General features: G+C 73.5%; 16 protein-coding genes. 4 read left to right on the forward strand and 12 right to left on the reverse strand.

The genetic code is table 11. The features are described from left to right. The first annotated feature begins 19 nt into the window (after positions 1-19). Together M1D56_RS11460 and M1D56_RS11465 are read left to right on the forward strand one after the other, a co-directional pair. Positions 20-1,591, forward strand: coding sequence for an acyl-CoA carboxylase subunit beta (locus M1D56_RS11460; RefSeq protein WP_282979738.1), 1,572 nt, complete (start codon positions 20-22; stop codon positions 1,589-1,591). Positions 1,592-1,604: 13 nt separating this feature from the next. Next, the gene (locus M1D56_RS11465) at positions 1,605-1,820 is read left to right on the forward strand and encodes an acyl-CoA carboxylase subunit epsilon (protein ID WP_271173834.1); all 216 of its coding nucleotides are present in this window, start codon (positions 1,605-1,607) and stop codon (positions 1,818-1,820) included. Positions 1,821-2,034: 214 nt separating this feature from the next. On the opposite strand, the gene M1D56_RS11470 is transcribed toward M1D56_RS11465, so the two are convergent. Genes M1D56_RS11470 through M1D56_RS11485 form a run of 4 tightly spaced genes read right to left on the reverse strand, consistent with a single transcriptional unit; the run spans position 2,035 to position 6,296 of the window. Further along, the gene (locus tag M1D56_RS11470; protein ID WP_282979658.1) at positions 2,035-3,051 is read right to left on the reverse strand and encodes a hypothetical protein; all 1,017 of its coding nucleotides are present in this window, start codon (positions 3,049-3,051) and stop codon (positions 2,035-2,037) included. Beyond that, positions 3,048-4,346 carry a sensor histidine kinase gene (locus M1D56_RS11475; RefSeq protein WP_324014243.1) on the reverse strand — a complete coding sequence of 433 codons (1,299 nt, stop codon included), beginning with the start codon at positions 4,344-4,346 and terminating at the stop codon, positions 3,048-3,050. Before M1D56_RS11475 ends, M1D56_RS11470 begins: the two co-directional genes overlap by 4 nt. Next, on the reverse strand, positions 4,346-4,993 hold the full coding sequence (locus M1D56_RS11480; RefSeq protein WP_271173837.1) for a response regulator transcription factor: 648 nt from the start codon (positions 4,991-4,993) through the stop codon (positions 4,346-4,348). Before M1D56_RS11480 ends, M1D56_RS11475 begins: the two co-directional genes overlap by 1 nt. Before the next feature lie 31 nt (positions 4,994-5,024). Next, positions 5,025-6,296 carry a class I SAM-dependent RNA methyltransferase gene (locus M1D56_RS11485; RefSeq protein ID WP_456283646.1) on the reverse strand — a complete coding sequence of 424 codons (1,272 nt, stop codon included), beginning with the start codon at positions 6,294-6,296 and terminating at the stop codon, positions 5,025-5,027. Between the two features lie 48 nt (positions 6,297-6,344). On the opposite strand from M1D56_RS11485, the gene M1D56_RS11490 reads away from it, so the two are divergent. Both M1D56_RS11490 and M1D56_RS11495 read left to right on the forward strand, forming a co-directional pair. Beyond that, positions 6,345-6,998 carry a Maf family protein gene (locus M1D56_RS11490; RefSeq protein WP_271173839.1) on the forward strand — a complete coding sequence of 218 codons (654 nt, stop codon included), beginning with the start codon at positions 6,345-6,347 and terminating at the stop codon, positions 6,996-6,998. Between the two features lie 78 nt (positions 6,999-7,076). Continuing rightward, entirely contained in the window at positions 7,077-8,846 is a 1,770-nt protein-coding gene (locus tag M1D56_RS11495) for an acetyl/propionyl/methylcrotonyl-CoA carboxylase subunit alpha (protein WP_282979660.1), read from the forward strand. A gap of 76 nt (positions 8,847-8,922) precedes the next feature. Here the strand turns inward: M1D56_RS11495 and M1D56_RS11500 are convergent, their stop codons facing one another. The 8 genes from M1D56_RS11500 to pdhA are packed head-to-tail and all read right to left on the reverse strand — an operon-like array spanning position 8,923 to position 18,447. Then, positions 8,923-10,089 (reverse strand): acyl-CoA dehydrogenase family protein, encoded by a 1,167-nt coding sequence (locus tag M1D56_RS11500; RefSeq protein WP_271173957.1) that lies wholly within the window; start codon positions 10,087-10,089, stop codon positions 8,923-8,925. Between the two features lie 57 nt (positions 10,090-10,146). Next, complete coding sequence (locus tag M1D56_RS11505) at positions 10,147-10,974, reverse strand: HpcH/HpaI aldolase/citrate lyase family protein (protein WP_271173841.1); 828 nt, start codon at positions 10,972-10,974, stop codon at positions 10,147-10,149. Beyond that, a complete protein-coding gene (locus tag M1D56_RS11510) occupies positions 10,971-11,447 on the reverse strand; it encodes a MaoC family dehydratase (protein ID WP_271173842.1) in 477 nt (158 codons plus the stop codon). Before M1D56_RS11510 ends, M1D56_RS11505 begins: the two co-directional genes overlap by 4 nt. Next, complete coding sequence (locus tag M1D56_RS11515; protein WP_456283647.1) at positions 11,444-13,387, reverse strand: acetyl/propionyl/methylcrotonyl-CoA carboxylase subunit alpha; 1,944 nt, start codon at positions 13,385-13,387, stop codon at positions 11,444-11,446. The genes M1D56_RS11510 and M1D56_RS11515 overlap by 4 nt, the downstream gene beginning before the upstream one ends. A gap of 5 nt (positions 13,388-13,392) precedes the next feature. Then, complete coding sequence (locus M1D56_RS11520) at positions 13,393-15,000, reverse strand: carboxyl transferase domain-containing protein (RefSeq protein ID WP_456283648.1); 1,608 nt, start codon at positions 14,998-15,000, stop codon at positions 13,393-13,395. A gap of 8 nt (positions 15,001-15,008) precedes the next feature. After that, positions 15,009-16,316, reverse strand: a complete 1,308-nt coding sequence (locus M1D56_RS11525; RefSeq protein WP_456283649.1) for a dihydrolipoamide acetyltransferase family protein — start codon at positions 16,314-16,316, stop codon at positions 15,009-15,011. After that, positions 16,313-17,332 carry an alpha-ketoacid dehydrogenase subunit beta gene (locus M1D56_RS11530; RefSeq protein ID WP_456283650.1) on the reverse strand — a complete coding sequence of 340 codons (1,020 nt, stop codon included), beginning with the start codon at positions 17,330-17,332 and terminating at the stop codon, positions 16,313-16,315. Before M1D56_RS11530 ends, M1D56_RS11525 begins: the two co-directional genes overlap by 4 nt. After that, positions 17,329-18,447 carry a pyruvate dehydrogenase (acetyl-transferring) E1 component subunit alpha gene (gene pdhA / locus M1D56_RS11535; RefSeq protein ID WP_456283651.1) on the reverse strand — a complete coding sequence of 373 codons (1,119 nt, stop codon included), beginning with the start codon at positions 18,445-18,447 and terminating at the stop codon, positions 17,329-17,331. The genes M1D56_RS11530 and pdhA overlap by 4 nt, the downstream gene beginning before the upstream one ends. Positions 18,448-18,456: the final 9 nt, after the last annotated feature.

Here is an 18,456-nt window from a genome sequence, read left to right on the forward strand (position 1 = left end):
ACGCGTGACCGAACCCGACATGTCCACGACCCAGGGCAAGATCGCCGACCTGCGCGCCCGCTACGACGAGGCCGTCGTCCAGGCCGAGGCGAAGGCGCAGGAGAAGCAGCACGCCAAGAACAAGCTGACGGCGCGCGAGCGCATCGAGCTGCTCGTCGACCACGGCTCGTTCGTCGAGTTCGACGAGTACGTGCGCCACCGCACGACCGCGTTCGGGATGGAGAGGTCGCGGCCGTACGGCGACTCGGTCGTGACCGGCGTCGGCACGATCCACGGTCGCACGGTCGCCGTCTACGCGCAGGACTTCTCGACCTTCGGCGGCTCCCTCGGCGAGGTCGCGGGCGAGAAGATCATCAAGATCATGGAGTTCGCGCTGCGCGGCGGGATGCCCATCGTGGGCATCCTCGACTCGGGCGGCGCGCGCATCCAGGAGGGCGTCGTCGCCCTCGGCAAGTACGGGGAGATCTTCCGCCTGAACACCGCCGCGTCGGGCGTCATCCCGCAGATCTCGATCATCATGGGCCCCGCGGCGGGCGGCGCGGTGTACTCCCCCGCGCTCACGGACTTCGTCATCATGGTCGACAAGACGAGCCAGATGTTCGTCACGGGCCCCGACGTCATCAAGACCGTGACCGGCGAGGACGTCGGCATGGAGGACCTCGGCGGCGCCTACACGCACAACACGCGCTCGGGCGTGGCCCACTACCTCGCCGAGGACGAGGACGACGCGCTCGACTACGCGCGCACCCTCCTCGGCTTCCTGCCCGACAACAACATGGCGGATGCGCCGGCGTACGAGTCGGCGTTCGAGTTCGAGACGACCGACGCCGACCGGCAGCTGAACACCCTCATCCCCGACTCGCCGAACCAGCCGTACGACATCCACGAGGTCATCTCGCGCACGGTCGACGACGGTGAGTTCCTCGAGGTGCAGCCGCTGTTCGCGCCGAACATCGTCATCGGCTTCGGCCGCGTCGAGGGTCGCACGGTCGGCATCATCGCGAACCAGCCCTCGCAGATGGCGGGCACGCTCAACATCGACGCGGGCGAGAAGGCGTCGCGCTTCGTGCGCTTCTGCGACGCGTTCTCCATCCCGATCGTCACCCTCGTCGACGTGCCCGGCTACCTGCCGGGCACGGATCAGGAGTGGACCGGCGTCATCCGCCGCGGCGCGAAGCTGCTCTACGCCTACGCCGAGGCCACCGTCCCGCTCGTCACGGTCATCCTGCGCAAGGCCTACGGCGGCGCCTACATCGTCATGGGCTCGAAGCAGCTCGGCGCCGACATCAACCTCGCCTGGCCGACCGCCGAGATCGCGGTCATGGGCGGCCAGGGCGCGGTGAACATCCTCTACCGCGGCGAGCTCAAGAAGGCCGAGGAGGCGGGCGAGGATGTCGCCGCCGTCCGCACGCGCCTCGCGAACGAGTACACATACAATGTCGCGAGCCCGTTCCTCGCGGCCGAGCGCGGCGAGCTCGACGGCATCATCGAGCCGGCCGCGACGCGCGTGGCGATCGCGAAGGCGCTGCGCTCGCTCCGCGGCAAGCGCGCGGAGCTGCCGCCCAAGAAGCACGGGAACATCCCGCTCTAGCGGGAGACGGCGCATGTCCGAGCAGAACGACATCCCCCGCGTCGACGTCGTGCGCGGGAACCCGACCGACGAGGAGCTCGCGGCCATCGTCGCGGTCGTGTCCGAGGCCTACACGCAGGAGGCGGCATCGGCCGTCGTCGACGACACGCCGTCGTTCGACGCGTGGACGAGGTCGCGCCGTCTCCGCCGTCCGCTCGCACGCGGCGGCTGGGGCCGCTTCGGCGGCTGAGACCGCTCAGGGGGCCGGTTCTTGTCCCCCGAAATACCTACAGACACGAGCTTGCGGGTTTTCCATACTGGATATGGAAACGCTTGTGCGTTGGCCGCCCCATCCGCTCCAGGGTAAGCAGATGGCGAGTCGGCACACCGCGGACGGTTTTCGGGTAACCGTCCGCACGGCCGGGGGTGAAGGATCACCCCCGGCCCTTTCCTTTTTCCCCCCCTCAGGAGGCCGCGGGCCGACGGATCTCGTGCCACAGCGCGACCGCGTCCTCGTCGGAGTGACCGCCCGCGGCCGCACGCCCCACGATCGTCACGGCGATGTCCGGATGCGGAGCGGTGCGGATGATGATGCGGCCGGCATCCGCGGAGGCGAGCGTCTGCGCGAGCTCGGCGCGGATGGCCGCCAGCGCGTCGTCGCCGAGGTCGTCGAGTCCGCCCTCGTCGAGGACCGTGACGGCGGCGCCGCCCTCGCGGAGCGTCGCGATGACGCGCCGGACGTCGTCGTCGAGGAGCCGGGCCCCGCGCAGCTCGTCGCGCAGCGCGCCCTCTGCGAGCCAGGCGGCAGCGCGCTGCTCGTCGGTGAGGGCGCCTCCCGACGCGATCACCTGGGTGAGCACGGGCGCCGCGACCTGCAGGGCGTACTGCACGCGCTCGCGCCGCTCGCGGCGGCGCACGAGCTGCGCGGACTGCCATGCCGCCGACGCCTGCTGCAGGCTCGCGAGCTTCACGGTGTCGGAGTAGGCGCGGTCGGTCGAGATCTGCATGAGCTGGCCGACCCCGACCCAGAGGAACGACCCGACGAGGCCGAAGGCGAGCGCGTTCCCGATGCCCATGAGGATGGAGCTGCTCACGCCGAGGAGCGCGATCCCCGTCCACGCCGAGATCGGGCGGCGGCGCACCATGACGATCGTCATGAGAGCGCCCGCTCCCCCGACGTACCAGGTGACGTGCGGCGCCATCCGCGCGCTCTCGTCCGCGCAGGCCGTCACGACCCACGGCATCGCGGCCGACACCGCGAGAGCGCACGCGGTCGCCCACACGGGCAGGCGCGCGACGTCGCGGCGCGCGGAGTCGACCGAGCGCACGGCGAGCACGAGGATGGTCGCACCGAGGTAGAGCACGACGCCCGCGATGAGGAATCCCGGCCGGTCGACCGGCTGCGTCGGGAAGACGCCGCGCGCGGCGAGGTACCCCGAGAACGCCGCGGCGAGGATCGTGAGGACCTTGCGGACCTTCACGGGGCCTCCTCCGCCTCGCGCCGGTAGAGGCTGTCGTCGTCGCCCGCCGGCCAGGTGATCGTCACGACCGTGCCGCGCTCGTCGGATTCGATGGCCGCTCCGCCGCCGACCGCCGCCACGCGCGCGAAGATCGACGCCCGGATGCCGAGGCGGTCGGCGGGGATCGACGCGAGATCGATGCCGCGGCCCGCATCCGACACGACGATGCGGATGCGCCCGTGCCGCGCGGTGAGGCGCACGGCGAGGCCGCGGCCATCCGCGTGCTGGATGGAGTTCGCGACGGCCTGCGTGGCCGCGAGGACGAGCGCGCGCGCGACGCGGCCGGGGATGCCCGGCATGGGCAGCTCGTCGCCCGCCACGGCGAGCACGACGCCGAGCCCTCGCGCCTGCGCCTGGAGCTCCGAGGCGATCCAGGCGGAGGTCACGGGGGCGTCGCTGCCCTCTGGCTCGTCGGACTCGGCGTTCGCGAGGCGCGTGAGCGCCTCGCGCGCCATCGACACGGCGAGCTGGCGCTCGCGATCCGACTGCGCGCGGCCCGCGGCGATGAGGGCGGCGAGCACGCTGTCGTGCATGAGGGCCGCGACCTCGACGCGCTCCTGCTCAGCGGCCTCGGCCGAGGCGGCGCGGGAGTACTGGTCGATCGCGGCGGCGCGCGCGGCGTCGACGCCCGCGGCGAGACTGCGGAACATCCAGATGAGCGCGACCGCGGTTCCCCCGACGATGAGCGAGAGGGAGACGTCGTAGACCGACGTCAGCCAGTGCTCGGCCGAGAACTCGCCGCGCGAGAGCCGGACGATCGCGAACAGCAGCGGGACGACGACGACCCACACGAGCTGCCAGGCCACGGGGAAGACGAGGGCGGCCGCCGCCGGCGCGACATTGAGGAGGAAGAAGACCCAGGGGCCTCCCGCTGGCTCGTACCGCGGCTCGGGGAGCGCCCAGAACAGCAGCAGCGAGAGCGGGAAGAGGAAGGCGAACACCGTGGCCGCGGGGCGCGCCCACCGGCCCGCGAGACACGCGGCGATCATCGCCGCGAGCGACGCGAACACGGTGGCCGTGAGCAGCGTGCGCGGGAGCGGGTCGAGGTCGGACCCCATGGCGGTCAGGAACGACTGGACGCCGAGGAGGGCCGACGCGAGGGCCACGGCGATCTGCAGGACCCGCTCGATGCGTGCGGAGGTGAAGCCGCGCTCGATCTCGACGGCGGTCGCCGTGCGGCGCGGCAGCACGTGCGTCCAGGCCTCGGCGATCGCCTCCTGTCCCGAGGGGATCCCGCGCGTGCCGCCCGCGGACATCACCCCTCCGCGGGCGCTTCGACGATGCCGTCCTCGATCGCCCGCCGCAGCAGATCCACCTTCGTCGGGGCGGGGCGCCCGACCTCGGTGTACTTCACGCGGATGCGCGTGATGTTCTCCTTGGCCGTCGAGTACGCGATGCCGAGGCGGTCGGCGACGGCCTTGAGCGGGAGCCCCGCCGCGTACAGCCGGAGCACCTCGCGCTCGCGCGTGGCGAGCTGCGCGTCGGCGAACTCGCGGTCGCCCTCGACGGCGCTGGCCCACTCGACGTTGTTGAGGGGCTCGCCGCCCGCGGTCGTGTGGACGGCGCTCAGGACGTCCTCGAGGGGCGACGACTTGCTCACGACGCCGGCGGCGCCGGCCGCGAGCGCCTCGCGGACCGCCGCAGGACGATCGGCGACGGAGTGGATGATCACGGAGGACTCGCCCGCGAGCCGGAGGACGTTCTCGGTGACGGTCGCGCCGTCGCCGAGGGTGAGGTCCAGCAGCACGACGTCGACGGGCGGCGCCTTCGTCTCGGCCCGCCACGCGAGATACGCCGAGACCGAGACGCCGCTGTAGACGACCTCCTGGCCGTCGCGCTGCAGCGCCGCCTCGAGCCCGAGACGAACCGACTCGTGATCGTCGATCAGGGCCACGCGTGTCATGGCGAGAAGCCTATCGCCAGGCGACGCTGGCTCACGCGCGGCGCAGGACCGCGAGCGCCTCCACATGGTGCGAGTTCGGGAAGAGATCGAACGCCTCCAGGCGCTCGGGCGCGTAGCCGTGGGCGCGGAACAGCCCCACGTCGCGCGCGAGCGCGACCGGGTCGCAGGCGACGTAGACGACGGCGGACGGCTCGAGCGCGGCGACCGCGTCGACGACCTCGCGGCCCGCCCCCGCACGCGGAGGGTCGAGCAGGGTCACGCCCCGACGCAGCGCGTCGCGGTCCGCGGGCTCCGCGTCCGCGGCGAGCGCGCCGAGCCAGCGCTCGACGCGTGCGGTCACGGCCTCGGCGCGCGGATGGCGCTCGAGGTTCTCGCGCGCGTGCGCGGTCGCGCGGGGCGTGGACTCGACGGACGTGAGACGGGCGTCGCCGTCCGCGGCGGACGCGAGCGCATCGGCGAAGAGCCCCACCCCGCCGTAGAGGTCGAGGTGCCACGCGTCGGCGTCGAGGCCGTGCGGCGCGATGTCGTCGAGGGCACGGGCGACCGCCGCGTGCAGCGTCCGCGCCGCGAGGCGGTGCACCTGCCAGAATCCGCCCGCATCGACCTGGAAGCCGCGGTCGCCGACGCGCTCGACCACGACCTCGGGGGCGGGGGCCGGCTGCGCGCCCCGCGTGCGCCGGCGATCCGGGCGGCGGATGACCCGGACGCGCCCGTCGGCCGGCCGGACGAGGTCGACCCGGCCGGGCTTCTCGCGCTGGAGCGCGAGGGCGGCGCCCTCGATCTCCGCGACGGCGAGCGGGTGGTGCGCCACCTCGATGACGCGATGGCTGCGCGAGGCGAACGGGCCGATCCGGCCATCCGCGTCGACATGGAGCCCGACGCGCGTGCGCCAGCCCGTGCCATCCGCCGACTCGGTCTCGTCGCCGTCCGCGGCGGGCGCGACGACCACGTCGACCTTCTCGTCCGCGAAGCGCGCGAACGCGTCGCGGAGGACATGCGCCTTGAGCTCGCGCTGGTGCGCGAGCGCGATGTGACCGAGGTCGGCGCCGCCGACCCGGTCGGCGGGGTCGCGGGCGATGTCGGCCTCGGCCCAGATGTGCGGCTGGCGATGCTCCGACGCGTCGAGCACCTCGAGCGCCTCGGCTCGCGCGAAGCTCTTCTTGACCTCCGCGACCCGCGCGCGGACGCGCTCCCCGGGGACGGCGTCGGGCACGAAGACGACCCTGCCCTCGTGCCGCGCCACGAAGACGCCTCCGTGCGCGATGTCCGTGACCTCGAGGTCGACGACGTCTCCCGTCTGCATGCTCCCATCGTCGCACCTCGCCCCTGGCGGATCGCCTAGCGTGGAGCCATGCAGGTCTGCCTCGCCTCGACGTCTCCCGCGCGCCTCATGCTCCTGAACCAGGCCGGCATCGAGCCGCTCGCGATCGCCCCCGCCGTAGACGAGGAGGCGGCGATCGCCGAGCTCGAGGAGCGCGAGGGCCGGGTGCTGCCGCCCGACGAGCACGTCCTCGTCCTCGCACGCCGCAAGGCGGCGGATGTCGCCGCGCGCGTCCTGCAGGTCCACCCCGGCTTCGACGGCGTCGTGATCGGCGGGGACTCCATGTTCGAGCTCGACGGGGAGATCTACGGCAAGCCCTATACGCCCGAGGCGGCGACGGCGCGCTGGCAGGGCATGCGCGGCCGCACCGGCGTCCTGCACTCGGGCCACGCGGTCATCCGCGTCCGCGCGGAGACCGAGCCGGTCGAGGCGCACGCGACCGCGCGGGCCTCGGTGTCGTTCGCCGCGGACGTGAGCGACGACGAGATCGCCGCGTACGTCGCGACGGGCGAGCCCCTCCTCGTGGCCGGCGCGTTCACGGTCGACAGCCTGGGCGGTGCGTTCATCGAGCGCGTCGAGGGCGACCCGTCGACCGTCGTCGGCATGTCGCTCTCGACCGTCCGCCGCCTCGTCCGAGAGCTCGGCGTCGAGTGGACGTCGCTCTGGAACCGCCTGCCGTCGTAGGGAACGGCACACCTTTCGGCGCGCACTTTGTGAGGGTCACTCAAAAGGCGGCGTCCGACCGTGACTAGTCTGGAACGCATGCCTGATATCGCCAAGGTGCTCATCGCGAACCGCGGCGAGATCGCCGTCCGCATCATCCGCGCAGCCCGCGACTCGGGGATCGCCTCGGTCGCCGTCTACGCCGACCAGGACCGCGATGCGCTGCACGCGCGCCTCGCCGACGAGGCCTACGCCCTCGAGGGCGCCACGAGCGCCGAGACCTACCTGCAGATCGAGAAGATCCTCTCGGTCGCCCGTCGCTCCGGTGCGGACGCCGTGCACCCGGGCTACGGCTTCCTCGCGGAGAACGCCGCGTTCGCGCGCGCCGTGCAGGCCGCCGGCCTCATCTGGATCGGGCCGTCGCCCGAGGCGATCGAGGCGCTCGGCGACAAGGTCACCGCGCGCCACGTGGCCGAGAAGGTCGGCGCGCCGCTCGCGCCCGGCACGCCCGGCCCCGTCGACACGGCCGAGGAGGTCGTCGCGTTCGCCGAGAAGGCCGGCCTCCCGATCGCGATCAAGGCGGCCTACGGCGGCGGCGGCCGCGGACTCAAGGTCGCGCGCACCCTCGACGAGGTGCCGGAGATGTTCGAGTCGGCCACGCGCGAGGCGATCGCGGCCTTCGGCCGCGGCGAGTGCTTCGTCGAGAAGTACCTCGACAAGCCCCGCCACGTCGAGACGCAGTGCCTCGCCGACGCCGAGGGCAACGTCGTCGTCGTGTCGACGCGCGACTGCTCGCTGCAGCGCCGTCACCAGAAGCTCGTCGAGGAGGCCCCCGCTCCGTTCCTCACGGACGAGCAGAACGCCATCCTCTACGCCGCATCCAAGGCCATCCTGCGCGAGGTCGGCTACACGGGCGCCGGCACGTGCGAGTTCCTCGTGGGTGCCGACGGCACCATCTCGTTCCTCGAGGTGAACACCCGCCTGCAGGTCGAGCATCCGGTCTCCGAGGAGGTCACCGGCATCGACCTCGTCCGCGAGCAGTTCCGCATCGCGGCCGGCGGCACCATCGACTACGACGACCCGGCTCCGCAGGGCCACTCGATCGAGTTCCGCATCAACGGTGAGGACCCCGGTCGCGGCTTCCTGCCCCAGCCCGGCCCGATCCACGTGTTCAAGACCTTCGGCGGCCCGGGCATCCGCCTCGACTCGGGCGTCACCGCGGGCGACGAGGTCTCGGGCGCGTTCGACTCGCTCCTGGCGAAGATCATCGTCACCGGCCGGACGCGCGAGGAGGCGCTCGAGCGCTCGCGCCGCGCCCTCGACGAGTTCGAGGTCGCGGGCCTGCCCACGGTGCTCCCGTTCCACCGCAAGGTCGTGCGCGACCCCGCCTTCACGGCGGAGGACGGCGTCTTCGGCGTGTACACGCGCTGGATCGAGACCGAGTTCGAGAACGACATCCCCGCGTGGGACGGCGAGCTCGAGGCGCCGCGCGCGGCCGAGAGCCGGCACACGGTCGTCGTCGAGGTGAACGGTAAGCGGCTCGAGGTCAGCCTGCCCGACCGCGTCGTGACGGCTCCCGGCGCGACCGGCCGCCCCGCGGCCGTCCCCTCGTCCCGCCGCAAGCACGGCGGCGGCACCGCGACCGCGGGCGCCTCGGGCGATGCCCTCAAGTCGCCCATGCAGGCGACGGTCGTCAAGGTGGCCGTCGAGGAGGGCCAGCAGGTCGTCAAGGGCGACCTCGTCGTCGTGCTCGAGGCGATGAAGATGGAGCAGCCGCTGCACGCCCACAAGGACGGCACGATCGGCTCGATCGACGCGACGCCCGGCGCCACCGTCGGTGCGGGCCACCAGCTCCTCCTGATCGGCTGATCTCCCCCGGGCATGTCCCACGTGTTCCGGCCATCCGCCCCCGGAACCCGGAACACCTGGGACATGCGTGGGCTGGTCAGCCGAAGGCGCGGTCGAAGCCGAGGCTGCGGGCGATGATCCCCAGCTGGACCTCGGTCGAGCCCTCCCCGAGCGTGAGGATGCGCGCGTCGCGGTAGTGCCGCGCGACCGGGTTCTCGTTCATGAACCCGTACCCGCCCCAGATCTGGGTCGCGTCCGACGCATTGGCGACCGCCGCCTCCGATCCGATGAGCTTCGCGAGCGAGGCCTGGGTCGTGAACGGCGCCCCCGCGTCGATGCGGCGAGCCGCGTCGTGCATGACCGCGCGGGCCGCCGCGACACGGGCCTGCATCCGCGCGATCGTGAACGCGATGTGCTGGTTGTCGCCGATCGGGCGCCCGAAGACGACGCGGCGCTTGGCGTGCAGCACGGCCTGCTCGAGGCACCCCTGCGCCGCGCCCACGCAGAGCGCCGCGAACGCGACCCTGCCCTCGTCGAGCACGCTGAGGAAGTTCGAGAAGCCGCGGCCGCGCTCCCCCAGGAGGTTCTCCTCGGGCACGCGGACACCGTCGAACACGAGCGGATGCGTGTCGGACGTGTGCCACCCGACCTTGTCGTATGCGGGCAGCGCGGTGAACCCGGGCGTCGGGACCGGCACAATGATCGTCGACAGCTCGGGCCCTCGCCGTCCGTCGCGCCCGACGCGCTCGCCGGTCACGGCGGTCACAGTCACGACGCTCGTGATGGGCGTACCCGAGTTGGTGATGAACTGCTTGGATCCGTTGATCGTCCACCAGCCGTCCGAGAGCGTGGCGGTCGTCTTCGTCGCCCCCGCGTCGGAGCCCGCCTCGGCCTCGGTGAGGCCGAAGGCGGCGAGCGCCTCGCCGCGTGCGAGGGCGGGCAGGTGCGCGCGGCGCTGCTCCTCGGTGCCGAAGCGGTAGATCGGCATCGCGCCGAGCCCGAGACCCGCCTCGAGCGTGACCGCGATGGACTGGTCCACGCGCGCGAGCTGCTCGACCGCGACGCACAGGTGCAGGTACGACTTGCCCTGCCCGCCGTACTCCTCGGGCAGCGGCAGGCCGAACAGCCCCATCCGCCCCATCTCGGCGATGATCTCGAGCGGGAGGCGGCGCTCGGTGTCGTAGGTGTACGCGGCGGGCGCGACCACGTCGTCGGCGAACGCGCGCACGGTGCGCGCGAGCTCCTGCAGATCCGGCTCGAGCATCTCGGTGCCGTCGACGGGGGTGCGGGTGGGCGTGATGAGCGACATCGTCGTCTCCCTTCAGGGGGCGGGGCTCGTGGCCCCGCGTGCGGTGCGCGCGAGGATGGCGCGCGCGTGTCGGAGAACCGGCTCGTCGACCATGCGGCCCTCGAACCGGAAGACGCCGCCGTGCGCGGAGGACTCCGCGATCAGGCGGCGCGCCCAGGCGGCCTCGGCATCCGAGGGCGCGAACGCCGCCCGGATGGCCGCGACGTGCGACGGATGGATGGCGGCCTTCGCGGCGAACCCGCTCGCGGCCGCATCCTCGGCCTCGGCGCGGCAGCCGTCCAGGTCGCCGATGTCCAGGTGCACCGCGTCGACGGCCGCCTTCCCGAAGGCTCCCGCGGCGAGCAGGATGGCCGAGCGCGCGTGCATCGCGACGGCGCGGTAGGCGCCGTCCTGCGTGCGGCTGGAGGTTCCGCCGATCGACGCGACGAGGTCCTCCGCGCCCCACATGAGCGCCGTGACGCGCGGGTGCGCCGCGATCTCCGCGGCGCGCACGACGCCCGCCGCCGTCTCGCACAGCGCGACGACCTCGAGGTCGCCGAGCGCGTCGACGTCTGCGGCGGCCTCCGTCTTCGCGAGCATCACGGCGCGATACGGCGACCGGCGCACGGCGTCGAGGTCGGCGGCGAGCTGTCCGCTCCGGGCGTCGTTGACCCGCACGAGAGTGCGGGCGGGGTCGAGCGCGGACTCCACCACCGCGCGACGAGCGGCGTCCTTCGCGTCGGGCGCAACGGCATCCTCGAGGTCGAGGACCACCGCGTCGGCTCGCTCGGCCGCCTTCGCGAACCGGTCGGCGCGGTCGGCGGGGCAGAAGAGCAGAGCGGGACCGAGCGCGACGCTCATCGCGGCCTCCCCTGCATGAGCACCGTGCGGACCGCGCGGGCCACGACGACGCCGTCCTGGTTGCGGCCGATGTGCTCGAGGGTCACGATCCCCTGGCCGGGTCGGGAGCGCGAGGGCCGCGTCTCCTGCACGCGCGTCTCGCCGTAGAGGGTGTCCCCGTGCCGCATGGGGGCGGGGAACTCGACGCTCGTGAACCCGAGGTTCGCGACGATCGTCCCGTTCGTGAGCTGGCCCGTCGACATCCCGACGATCGTCGCGAGGGTGAGCATCGAGTTGACGAGTCGCTCGCCGAACTCCGTCTGCGCCGCCCAGTGCGCGTCGAGGTGCAGGGCCTGCGTGTTCATCGTCATGGTGGTGAACAGCACGTCGTCGGCCTCGGTGATCGTGCGGCCCGGCCGGTGCTCGTAGACGACTCCCGTCTCGAACTCGTCGAACCACAGCCCGCGCTGGGTGATGCGGCGCTCGGCGCTCACGGCGTCCCCTCCTCGTCTGACGCCCCCGCAGGGAGCAGGATCCGCGCGACCTGCTGGCCGCGCGACACGGTCTCGCCGACCGCGACGTCGAGGCGCACCATCCCGGCGACCGGCGCGCGCAGGACGTGCTCCATCTTCATCGCCTCGACGCTCGCGACGGCCGCGCCCTCGCCGATCTCCGCGCCGTCGGCGACGTGGACGGCCACGACGGTCCCTGGCATGGGCGAGGCGAGGGCGGGCGCGGCTCCCCTGCGCACCCGGCGCGGCGGGGCGTACGGGGCGACGCGCGCGTCGCCGTCGGGCCCGACCGCCCACAGCGCGCCCGCGGGGTCCCCCGGGTCCTCGAGCACCCGCACGGCGCGGGCGTCGGCCTCCGCGACCGGGCGCGTCACGCCATCCCGTTCGACCGAGATCCGCCACGGCGTCGCACGGATGTCGATCGACACGGTCGCGACGGCGTCGCCGTCCGCGTAGCGCAGCCGTGCGCCCCGCGCCCCGCCGATGCGCCAGCCGTCGGCGGCCCACGCCCCCGTCGTCGGCGGCAGCTCGTGCAGCGCGCACGCGGCGAAGGCCGCGTCGGGCGTCGTCTCCGCCGCGAGGCGGTCGACCTCGCGGTCGACGAGGCCCGTGTCGAGGGCGCCGTCCGCGACCGCCGGCACCTCGAGCAGTCGACGGAGGAAGCCGAGGTTCGTGACGATCCCCGGCAGGTGCGTCTGCGCGAGCGCATCGCGCAGACCCGCGACGGCGTCCGCGCGCGTCGCGGCGTGGACCGCGATCTTCGCGAGCAGGGGGTCGTAGTGCGCGCCGACGGCCGTCCCGGCCTCGACACCCGCGTCGACGCGAGCGCTGCTCGGCCATGCGACGTCGATGAGCCGCCCGCCCGTCGGCAGGAACCCGGCCGACGGATCCTCGGCGTAGACGCGCGCCTCGATCGCGTGCCCGGTCATCCGCATGTCCTCCTGCGCGATCGCGAGGCGCTCGCCCGCCGCGACGCGCAGCTGCTGCTCGACGAGATCGACGCCGGTCACGAGCTCGGTGACGGGATGCTCGACCTGCAGCCGCGTGTTCATCTCCATGAAGAACGGCTCATCGGGGCGCGCACCCGACACGATGAACTCGACCGTCCCCGCCCCCGTGTACCCGACGGCCCGGGCCGTCTCGCACGCCGCGCGCCCGATCGCCTCGCGCTGCGCCGCGTCGAGGAGCGGGCTCGGCGCCTCCTCGATGATCTTCTGGTGACGACGCTGCAGGGAGCACTCGCGCTCCCCCAAGTGGATGATCGCGCCGTGCGCGTCGGCCAGCACCTGCACCTCGATGTGCCGAGGGTCGGCCACGAAGCGCTCCACGAAGAGGGTGTCGTCGCCGAACGCGCCGGCCGCCTCGCGCCGCGCCTGCGCGAGCGCCGCGGGCAGGTCCTCGGGGCGGTCGACCCGGTGCATCCCCTTGCCGCCCCCGCCCGCCGACGGCTTCACGAGCACGGGGAAGCCGACGCGCGCCGCCCCCGCGATGAGCGCGGCGTCGTCGAGCCCCGGCTCGGCGATGCCGGGCACGGTGGCCACGCCGCGCGTCTCGACCGCGGCGCGCGCGCGGATCTTGTCGCCCATCGTCTCGATCGCCCCGGGCGGCGGGCCGATGAACACGATGCCGGCCTCCGCGCAGGCCCGCGCGAACGCGGCGTTCTCCGACAGGAAGCCGTACCCGGGGTGCACGGCCTGCGCACCCGCTGCGAGCGCGGCGGCGATGACCGCCTCGATGTCGAGGTACGACCGCCGCGGATCGGCGGGGCCGATGCGGATGGCCTCGGTCGCGGCGCGCACGTGGGGTGCGTCGGCATCGGCGTCGGAGTGCACCGCGACCGAGGCGATGCCGAGCCGATCGAGCGTGCGGATGACCCGCAGCGCGATCTCGCCGCGGTTGGCGATGAGGACCCTGTCGAACATCGCCCTCACATCCGGAAGACGCCGTAGCGGACGTCGGGCAGGGGCGCGCGGCCGACGACGCCCAGGGCGAGGCCGAGCACGCGACGCGTGTCGGCGGGATCGATGACGCCGTCGTCCCACAGGCGCGCGGTCGAGTAGTACGGCGACCCCTGGCGCTCGTACCGCTCGCGGATGGGCTCCTCGAACGCGGCCTGCTCGGCGTCGGACCAGGCGCCGCCGTCGGCCTCGATCTGCTCGCGCTTGACCGTGGCGAGCACGCTCGCGGCCTGGGGCCCTCCCATCACCGAGACCCGCGCATTGGGCCACAGCCAGAGGAACCGCGGGTCGAACGCGCGACCGCACATGGAGTAGGTGCCGGCTCCGAACGACCCTCCGACGACGACGGTGAGCTTCGGGACGCGCGCGCACGACACCGCGGTGACCATCTTCGCGCCGTTCTTCGCGATCCCGCCGCGCTCGTACTCCGCGCCGACCATGAAGCCCGTGATGTTCTGGAGGAAGACGAGCGGGATGCCGCGCTGGTCGCACAGCTCGACGAAGTGCGCGCCCTTGAGCGCGCTCTCCGAGAAGAGAACGCCCTGGTTCGCGACGATGCCGACGGGGTGGCCGAGGATGCGCGCGAACCCGGTCACGAGCGTCGTGCCGTAGCCCGCCTTGAACTCGTGGAACGCGCTCGCGTCGACGAGGCGGGCGATGATCTCACGCACGTCGTACGGCGTCTGGAGATCCTCGGGGATGGCGGCATAGAGCGTCTCGGGTTCGACGACCGGCTCGCGGGGCGGGGCGATCTCCCACGGCGGCGCCGGGTCGGGCGGGAGCGTCGCGACGATGTCGCGCACGATGCGCAGCGCGTGCTCGTCGGAGTCGGCGAGGTGATCCGCCACGCCCGACACCGTCGTGTGCAGCTCGCCGCCGCCGAGGTCCTCGGCCGAGACGACCTCGCCGGTGGCCGCCTTGACGAGCGGCGGGCCGCCGAGGAAGATCGTCCCCTGCTCGGCCACGATCACGGTCTCGTCGCTCATGGCGGGCACGTAGGCGCCTCCCGCGGTCGAAGAGCCCATGACGCACGCGATCTGCGGGATGCCCGCAGCACTCATCGTGGCCTGGTTGTAGAAGATGCGGCCGAAGTGCTCGCGGTCGGGGAAGACCTCGTCCTGCATCGGGAGGAATGCGCCGCCCGAGTCGACGAGGCTGATGCACGGCAGCCGGTTCTCTCGCGCGACCTCCTGCGCGCGGAGGTGCTTCTTGACCGTGAGCGGGAAGTACGTGCCGCCCTTGACCGTCGCGTCGTTGGCGATGACGACGCAGCGGCGGCCCGACACCGTGCCGATGCCGGTGATGAGACCGGCCGCGGGCGCCTCGTCGTCATACAGGCCGTTCGCCGCGAGCGGCGACAGCTCGAGGAACGGGCTGCCCGGATCGAGCAGCCGGTCGACGCGCTCGCGCGGCAGCAGCTTGCCGCGCGCGACGTGCCGCTCGCGCGCGCGGGCACTGCCGCCGAGCGCCGCGGACTCCAGCCGAGCGCGCAGGTCGGCGACGAGCTCGCGCATCCGCGCGTCGCGCGCCGCGCCCTCCGCGCCGCCCGCGTCCACCGTCGTCGTCAGCCGCTCCATGGCCATCCTCACCCCCGTGCGAGCGCGAGCCCCGGTCGCTCGAGCATCTCCCCGACGTCGACGAGGAAGGCGCTCGCCTCCCTGCCGTCGATCACCCGGTGGTCGAACGACACCGTGATCGTCATGACGTCGCGCAGCGCGATGCGGCCGTCGTGCTCCCAGGGCGTGCGCCGCACCGCGCCGAGGGCGACGATCGCCGACTGCCCGGGCGTGAGGATCGGGATGCCGCCGTCGACGCCGAAGACGCCGACGTTCGACACGGTGAGCGTCGACGACGTGAGCGCGGCGAGCCCGATCGAGCCGTCGCGCGCGGCGGCCGCGCGCTCGGCGATGGCGCCGGCGAGCGCGATGGCGTCGAGACGCTCGGCGTCGTCGACGCTCGCGACGACGAGACCGCGGTCGGTCGCGACTGCGATGCCCAGGTTCACGCGATCATGGAACTCGATCTCCCCCGCGTCGGCGTCGAAGCGCGCGTTGACGCCGGGCGTGCGTCGAGCCGCGAGCACGATGGCGCGCGAGGCGAGCGAGAGGAGCGTCGGGCTCGCCCCGCCCTCTGCGGCGAGGTCGCGGGCGAGGCGCAGGGTCTCCGTGACGTCGACCTGCAGGAAGCACGCGGCGTGCGGGACCGAGAGCGCCGACGCCGTCATCGCCTTGGCCGTCTCCCGGCGCAGCCCGCTCAGGCGCTCGCGGTGCGAGGTCGGCGGCGCGGGGTGGGCGGCCGCGCGATCGAGGTCGGCGCGTGTGACGACGCCGCCCTCGCCGGTCGGCGTGACCGCGGCGAGGTCGATCCCCCGCTGCTTCGCGAGCTGGCGGACCGGCGGGAACGCGCGCGCGGGCGACCGCTCCGCGCGCACGAACGGCGTCTGCGCGAACGTGCGCGGTCTGCGCGTGGCGCGCCGCGCTCCGTCCATCCGCACCGACCCGACGAGCATGGCGACCCGCTCCTCGGACGGCTCGGATGGCTCGGGCTCCTCGGGCTCTGCGGATGGCGCGGGCGGGACGTCCGCGGATGGCGCGGGCGGGGCGTCCGCGGATGGCGCGGGCTCTGCGGACTCGGGGTCGGCCGCCTCTGCGGCGTCCTCGAGGTCGTACTCGACGAGCGGGGCGCCGACCTCGACGGTCTCGCCCTCGCTCGCGTGCAGGCGGCGGATCACGCCCGCGTAGGGGCTCGGCAGGTCGATGACGGCCTTGGCGGTCTCAACCTCGGCGATGACCTGGTTGAGCGTGACGGAGTCGCCCTCAGAGACCTTCCACGCGACGATCTCGCTCTCGGTGAGGCCCTCCCCGAGGTCGGGCAGGCGGAAGACGGCGGTCATCGCGCGCTCCCCTCGAGGACAAGCCCCGTCCGCGACGAGCGGCGCCCGAGCGAGCGGTCGACCGCGTCGAGGATGCGGTCGAGGCTCGGCAGGTAATGGGACTCGAGAGCGGATGGCGGGTAGGGCGTGTCGTATCCGGTCACGCGCTCGGGGGTCGCCTCGAGAGCCCCGAACGCCCGTTCGACGACGCTCGCGATGAGCTCGCTCGACACCGACACCTCGGCGGGCGCCTCGTGGGCGACGACGAGGCGCCCGGTCCGCTCGACGCTCGCCACGACCGTGTCGACGTCGAGCGGCGAGATGGAGCGCAGGTCGATGACCTCGATCTCGATCCCCTCGTCGCGGGCGGCGAGGGCGGCGTCGAGCGCCGTCTGCACGACCGCCCCGTACGCCGCGAGCGTGACGTCGCGTCCGCGGACGAGCACCTCGGCGGTGTCGAGGTCGCGCACGAGCGCCGTGTCGACCTCCCCCTTGGACCAGTACCGCGCCTTGGGCTCGAGGAACACGACGGGGTCGTCGCTCGCGATCGCGGCACGCAGCGTCGAGTAGGCCTCCTGCGGGCTCCACGCCGTGACGACGCGCAGGCCCGGCGTGTGCGCGAAGTACGCATCGGGCGACTCGGCGTGGTGCTCGACCGAGCCGATTCCGCCGCCGAACGGCACGCGGATCGTGACGGGCATCCGCAGCCGACCGTGCGTGCGGTAGTGCAGGCGCGACAGCTGCGTGACGATCTGGTCGAGCGCGGGGAAGACGAAGCCGTCGAACTGGATCTCGACGACCGGTCGCGCGCCGCGGTAGGCCATGCCGACCGCGGTTCCGACGATCGCGGACTCGGCGAGCGGCGCGTCGATCACGCGCTCCGCGCCGAAGCGCGCCTGCAGTCCGTCCGTCACGCGGAAGACGCCGCCGAGCCGCCCGATGTCCTCGCCCATGAGGACGACGTCGGGATCGCCCTCGAGCGCGTCCGCGAGGGCGCGCCCGACGGCCGCGCCCAGGCTGAGGGTCTCGACCGTCATCGCTCCTCCTGGATGCTCGCCGCGAACGCGAGGTGCTCGGCTCGCTGGCGCCGGATCCGACGCGTGGGCGTGACGGTCACGTGGTCGAAGAGGCTCTCCGGGGCGGGTGCCTCGGCCTGCACGACGGCCGCGCGCATCTCCTTGGCGATCGCGTCGCAGCGGATCCGCGCGTCCTCTCGGATGTGCTCGATCGGCGCCCCGACGGAGGCGAGGTGGCGCTCGAGCCGGTCGATCGGGTCCTTCGCGCGCCAGGCGTCGACCTCGTCGGCGTCGCGATAGCGGCCGGGGTCGTCCGTCGTCGTGTGTGGGCCCATCCGGTACGTGACCGCCTCGACGAACGTCGGCCCCTCTCCCCGACGCGCGCGGTCGGCCGCCGCGCGCATCGCGGCGAGGACCGCGAGCACATCGTTGCCGTCGACGCGGATGGCCGGGATCCCGAAGCCCGTCGCGCGCAGCGCGAGCGCGGCGTGCGACTGCACGCGGACCGGCTCGGAGATCGCGTACTGGTTGTTCTGGCAGAGGAACACCACGGGAGCCTGGAACGAGCTCGCGAACACCATCGCCTCGCTCACGTCGCCCTCGCTCGTCGCGCCGTCGCCGAAGCACGCGACCGCGATGTCGTCGCCGCCGTCGCGGCGCACCGCCATCGCGTATCCCGTCGCGTGCAGGGTCTGCGCGCCGATGATGATCTGGGGCGTGGCCATCCGATGCGCGAGGGGATCCCAGCCCGAGAGCGCGTGGCCCTGCCACACGCGCAGCAGGTCGCCGAGGTCGACGCCCCGCAGCACGGCGAGGGCGTGCTCGCGGTACGAGGCGAAGACGAAGTCCGTCTCGCGGAGGGCGTGCGCGGCCCCGACCTGCGCCGCCTCCTGTCCGCGCAGCGGCGGCCACAGCACGAGCTCGCCCTGACGGGTCAGGGCGAAGGCCTCCTCGTCGACGCGGCGCACGAGGGACATGTCGACGAAGAGGTCGGTGAGCGCGGTCTCGTCGAGGTCGGCCAGGTGCTCGTCGAGCGTGCGGCACGCGTGTCGGGAGCCGTCGGGGGCGAGGACGCCGAGCGGGGTGTCGAGCCCCTCGACCAGCTCGCTGCGGGGTGCGGGAATGGCGATCGACATCGCGGAACC

This window comes from Microbacterium sp. JZ101, from assembly GCF_053903175.1.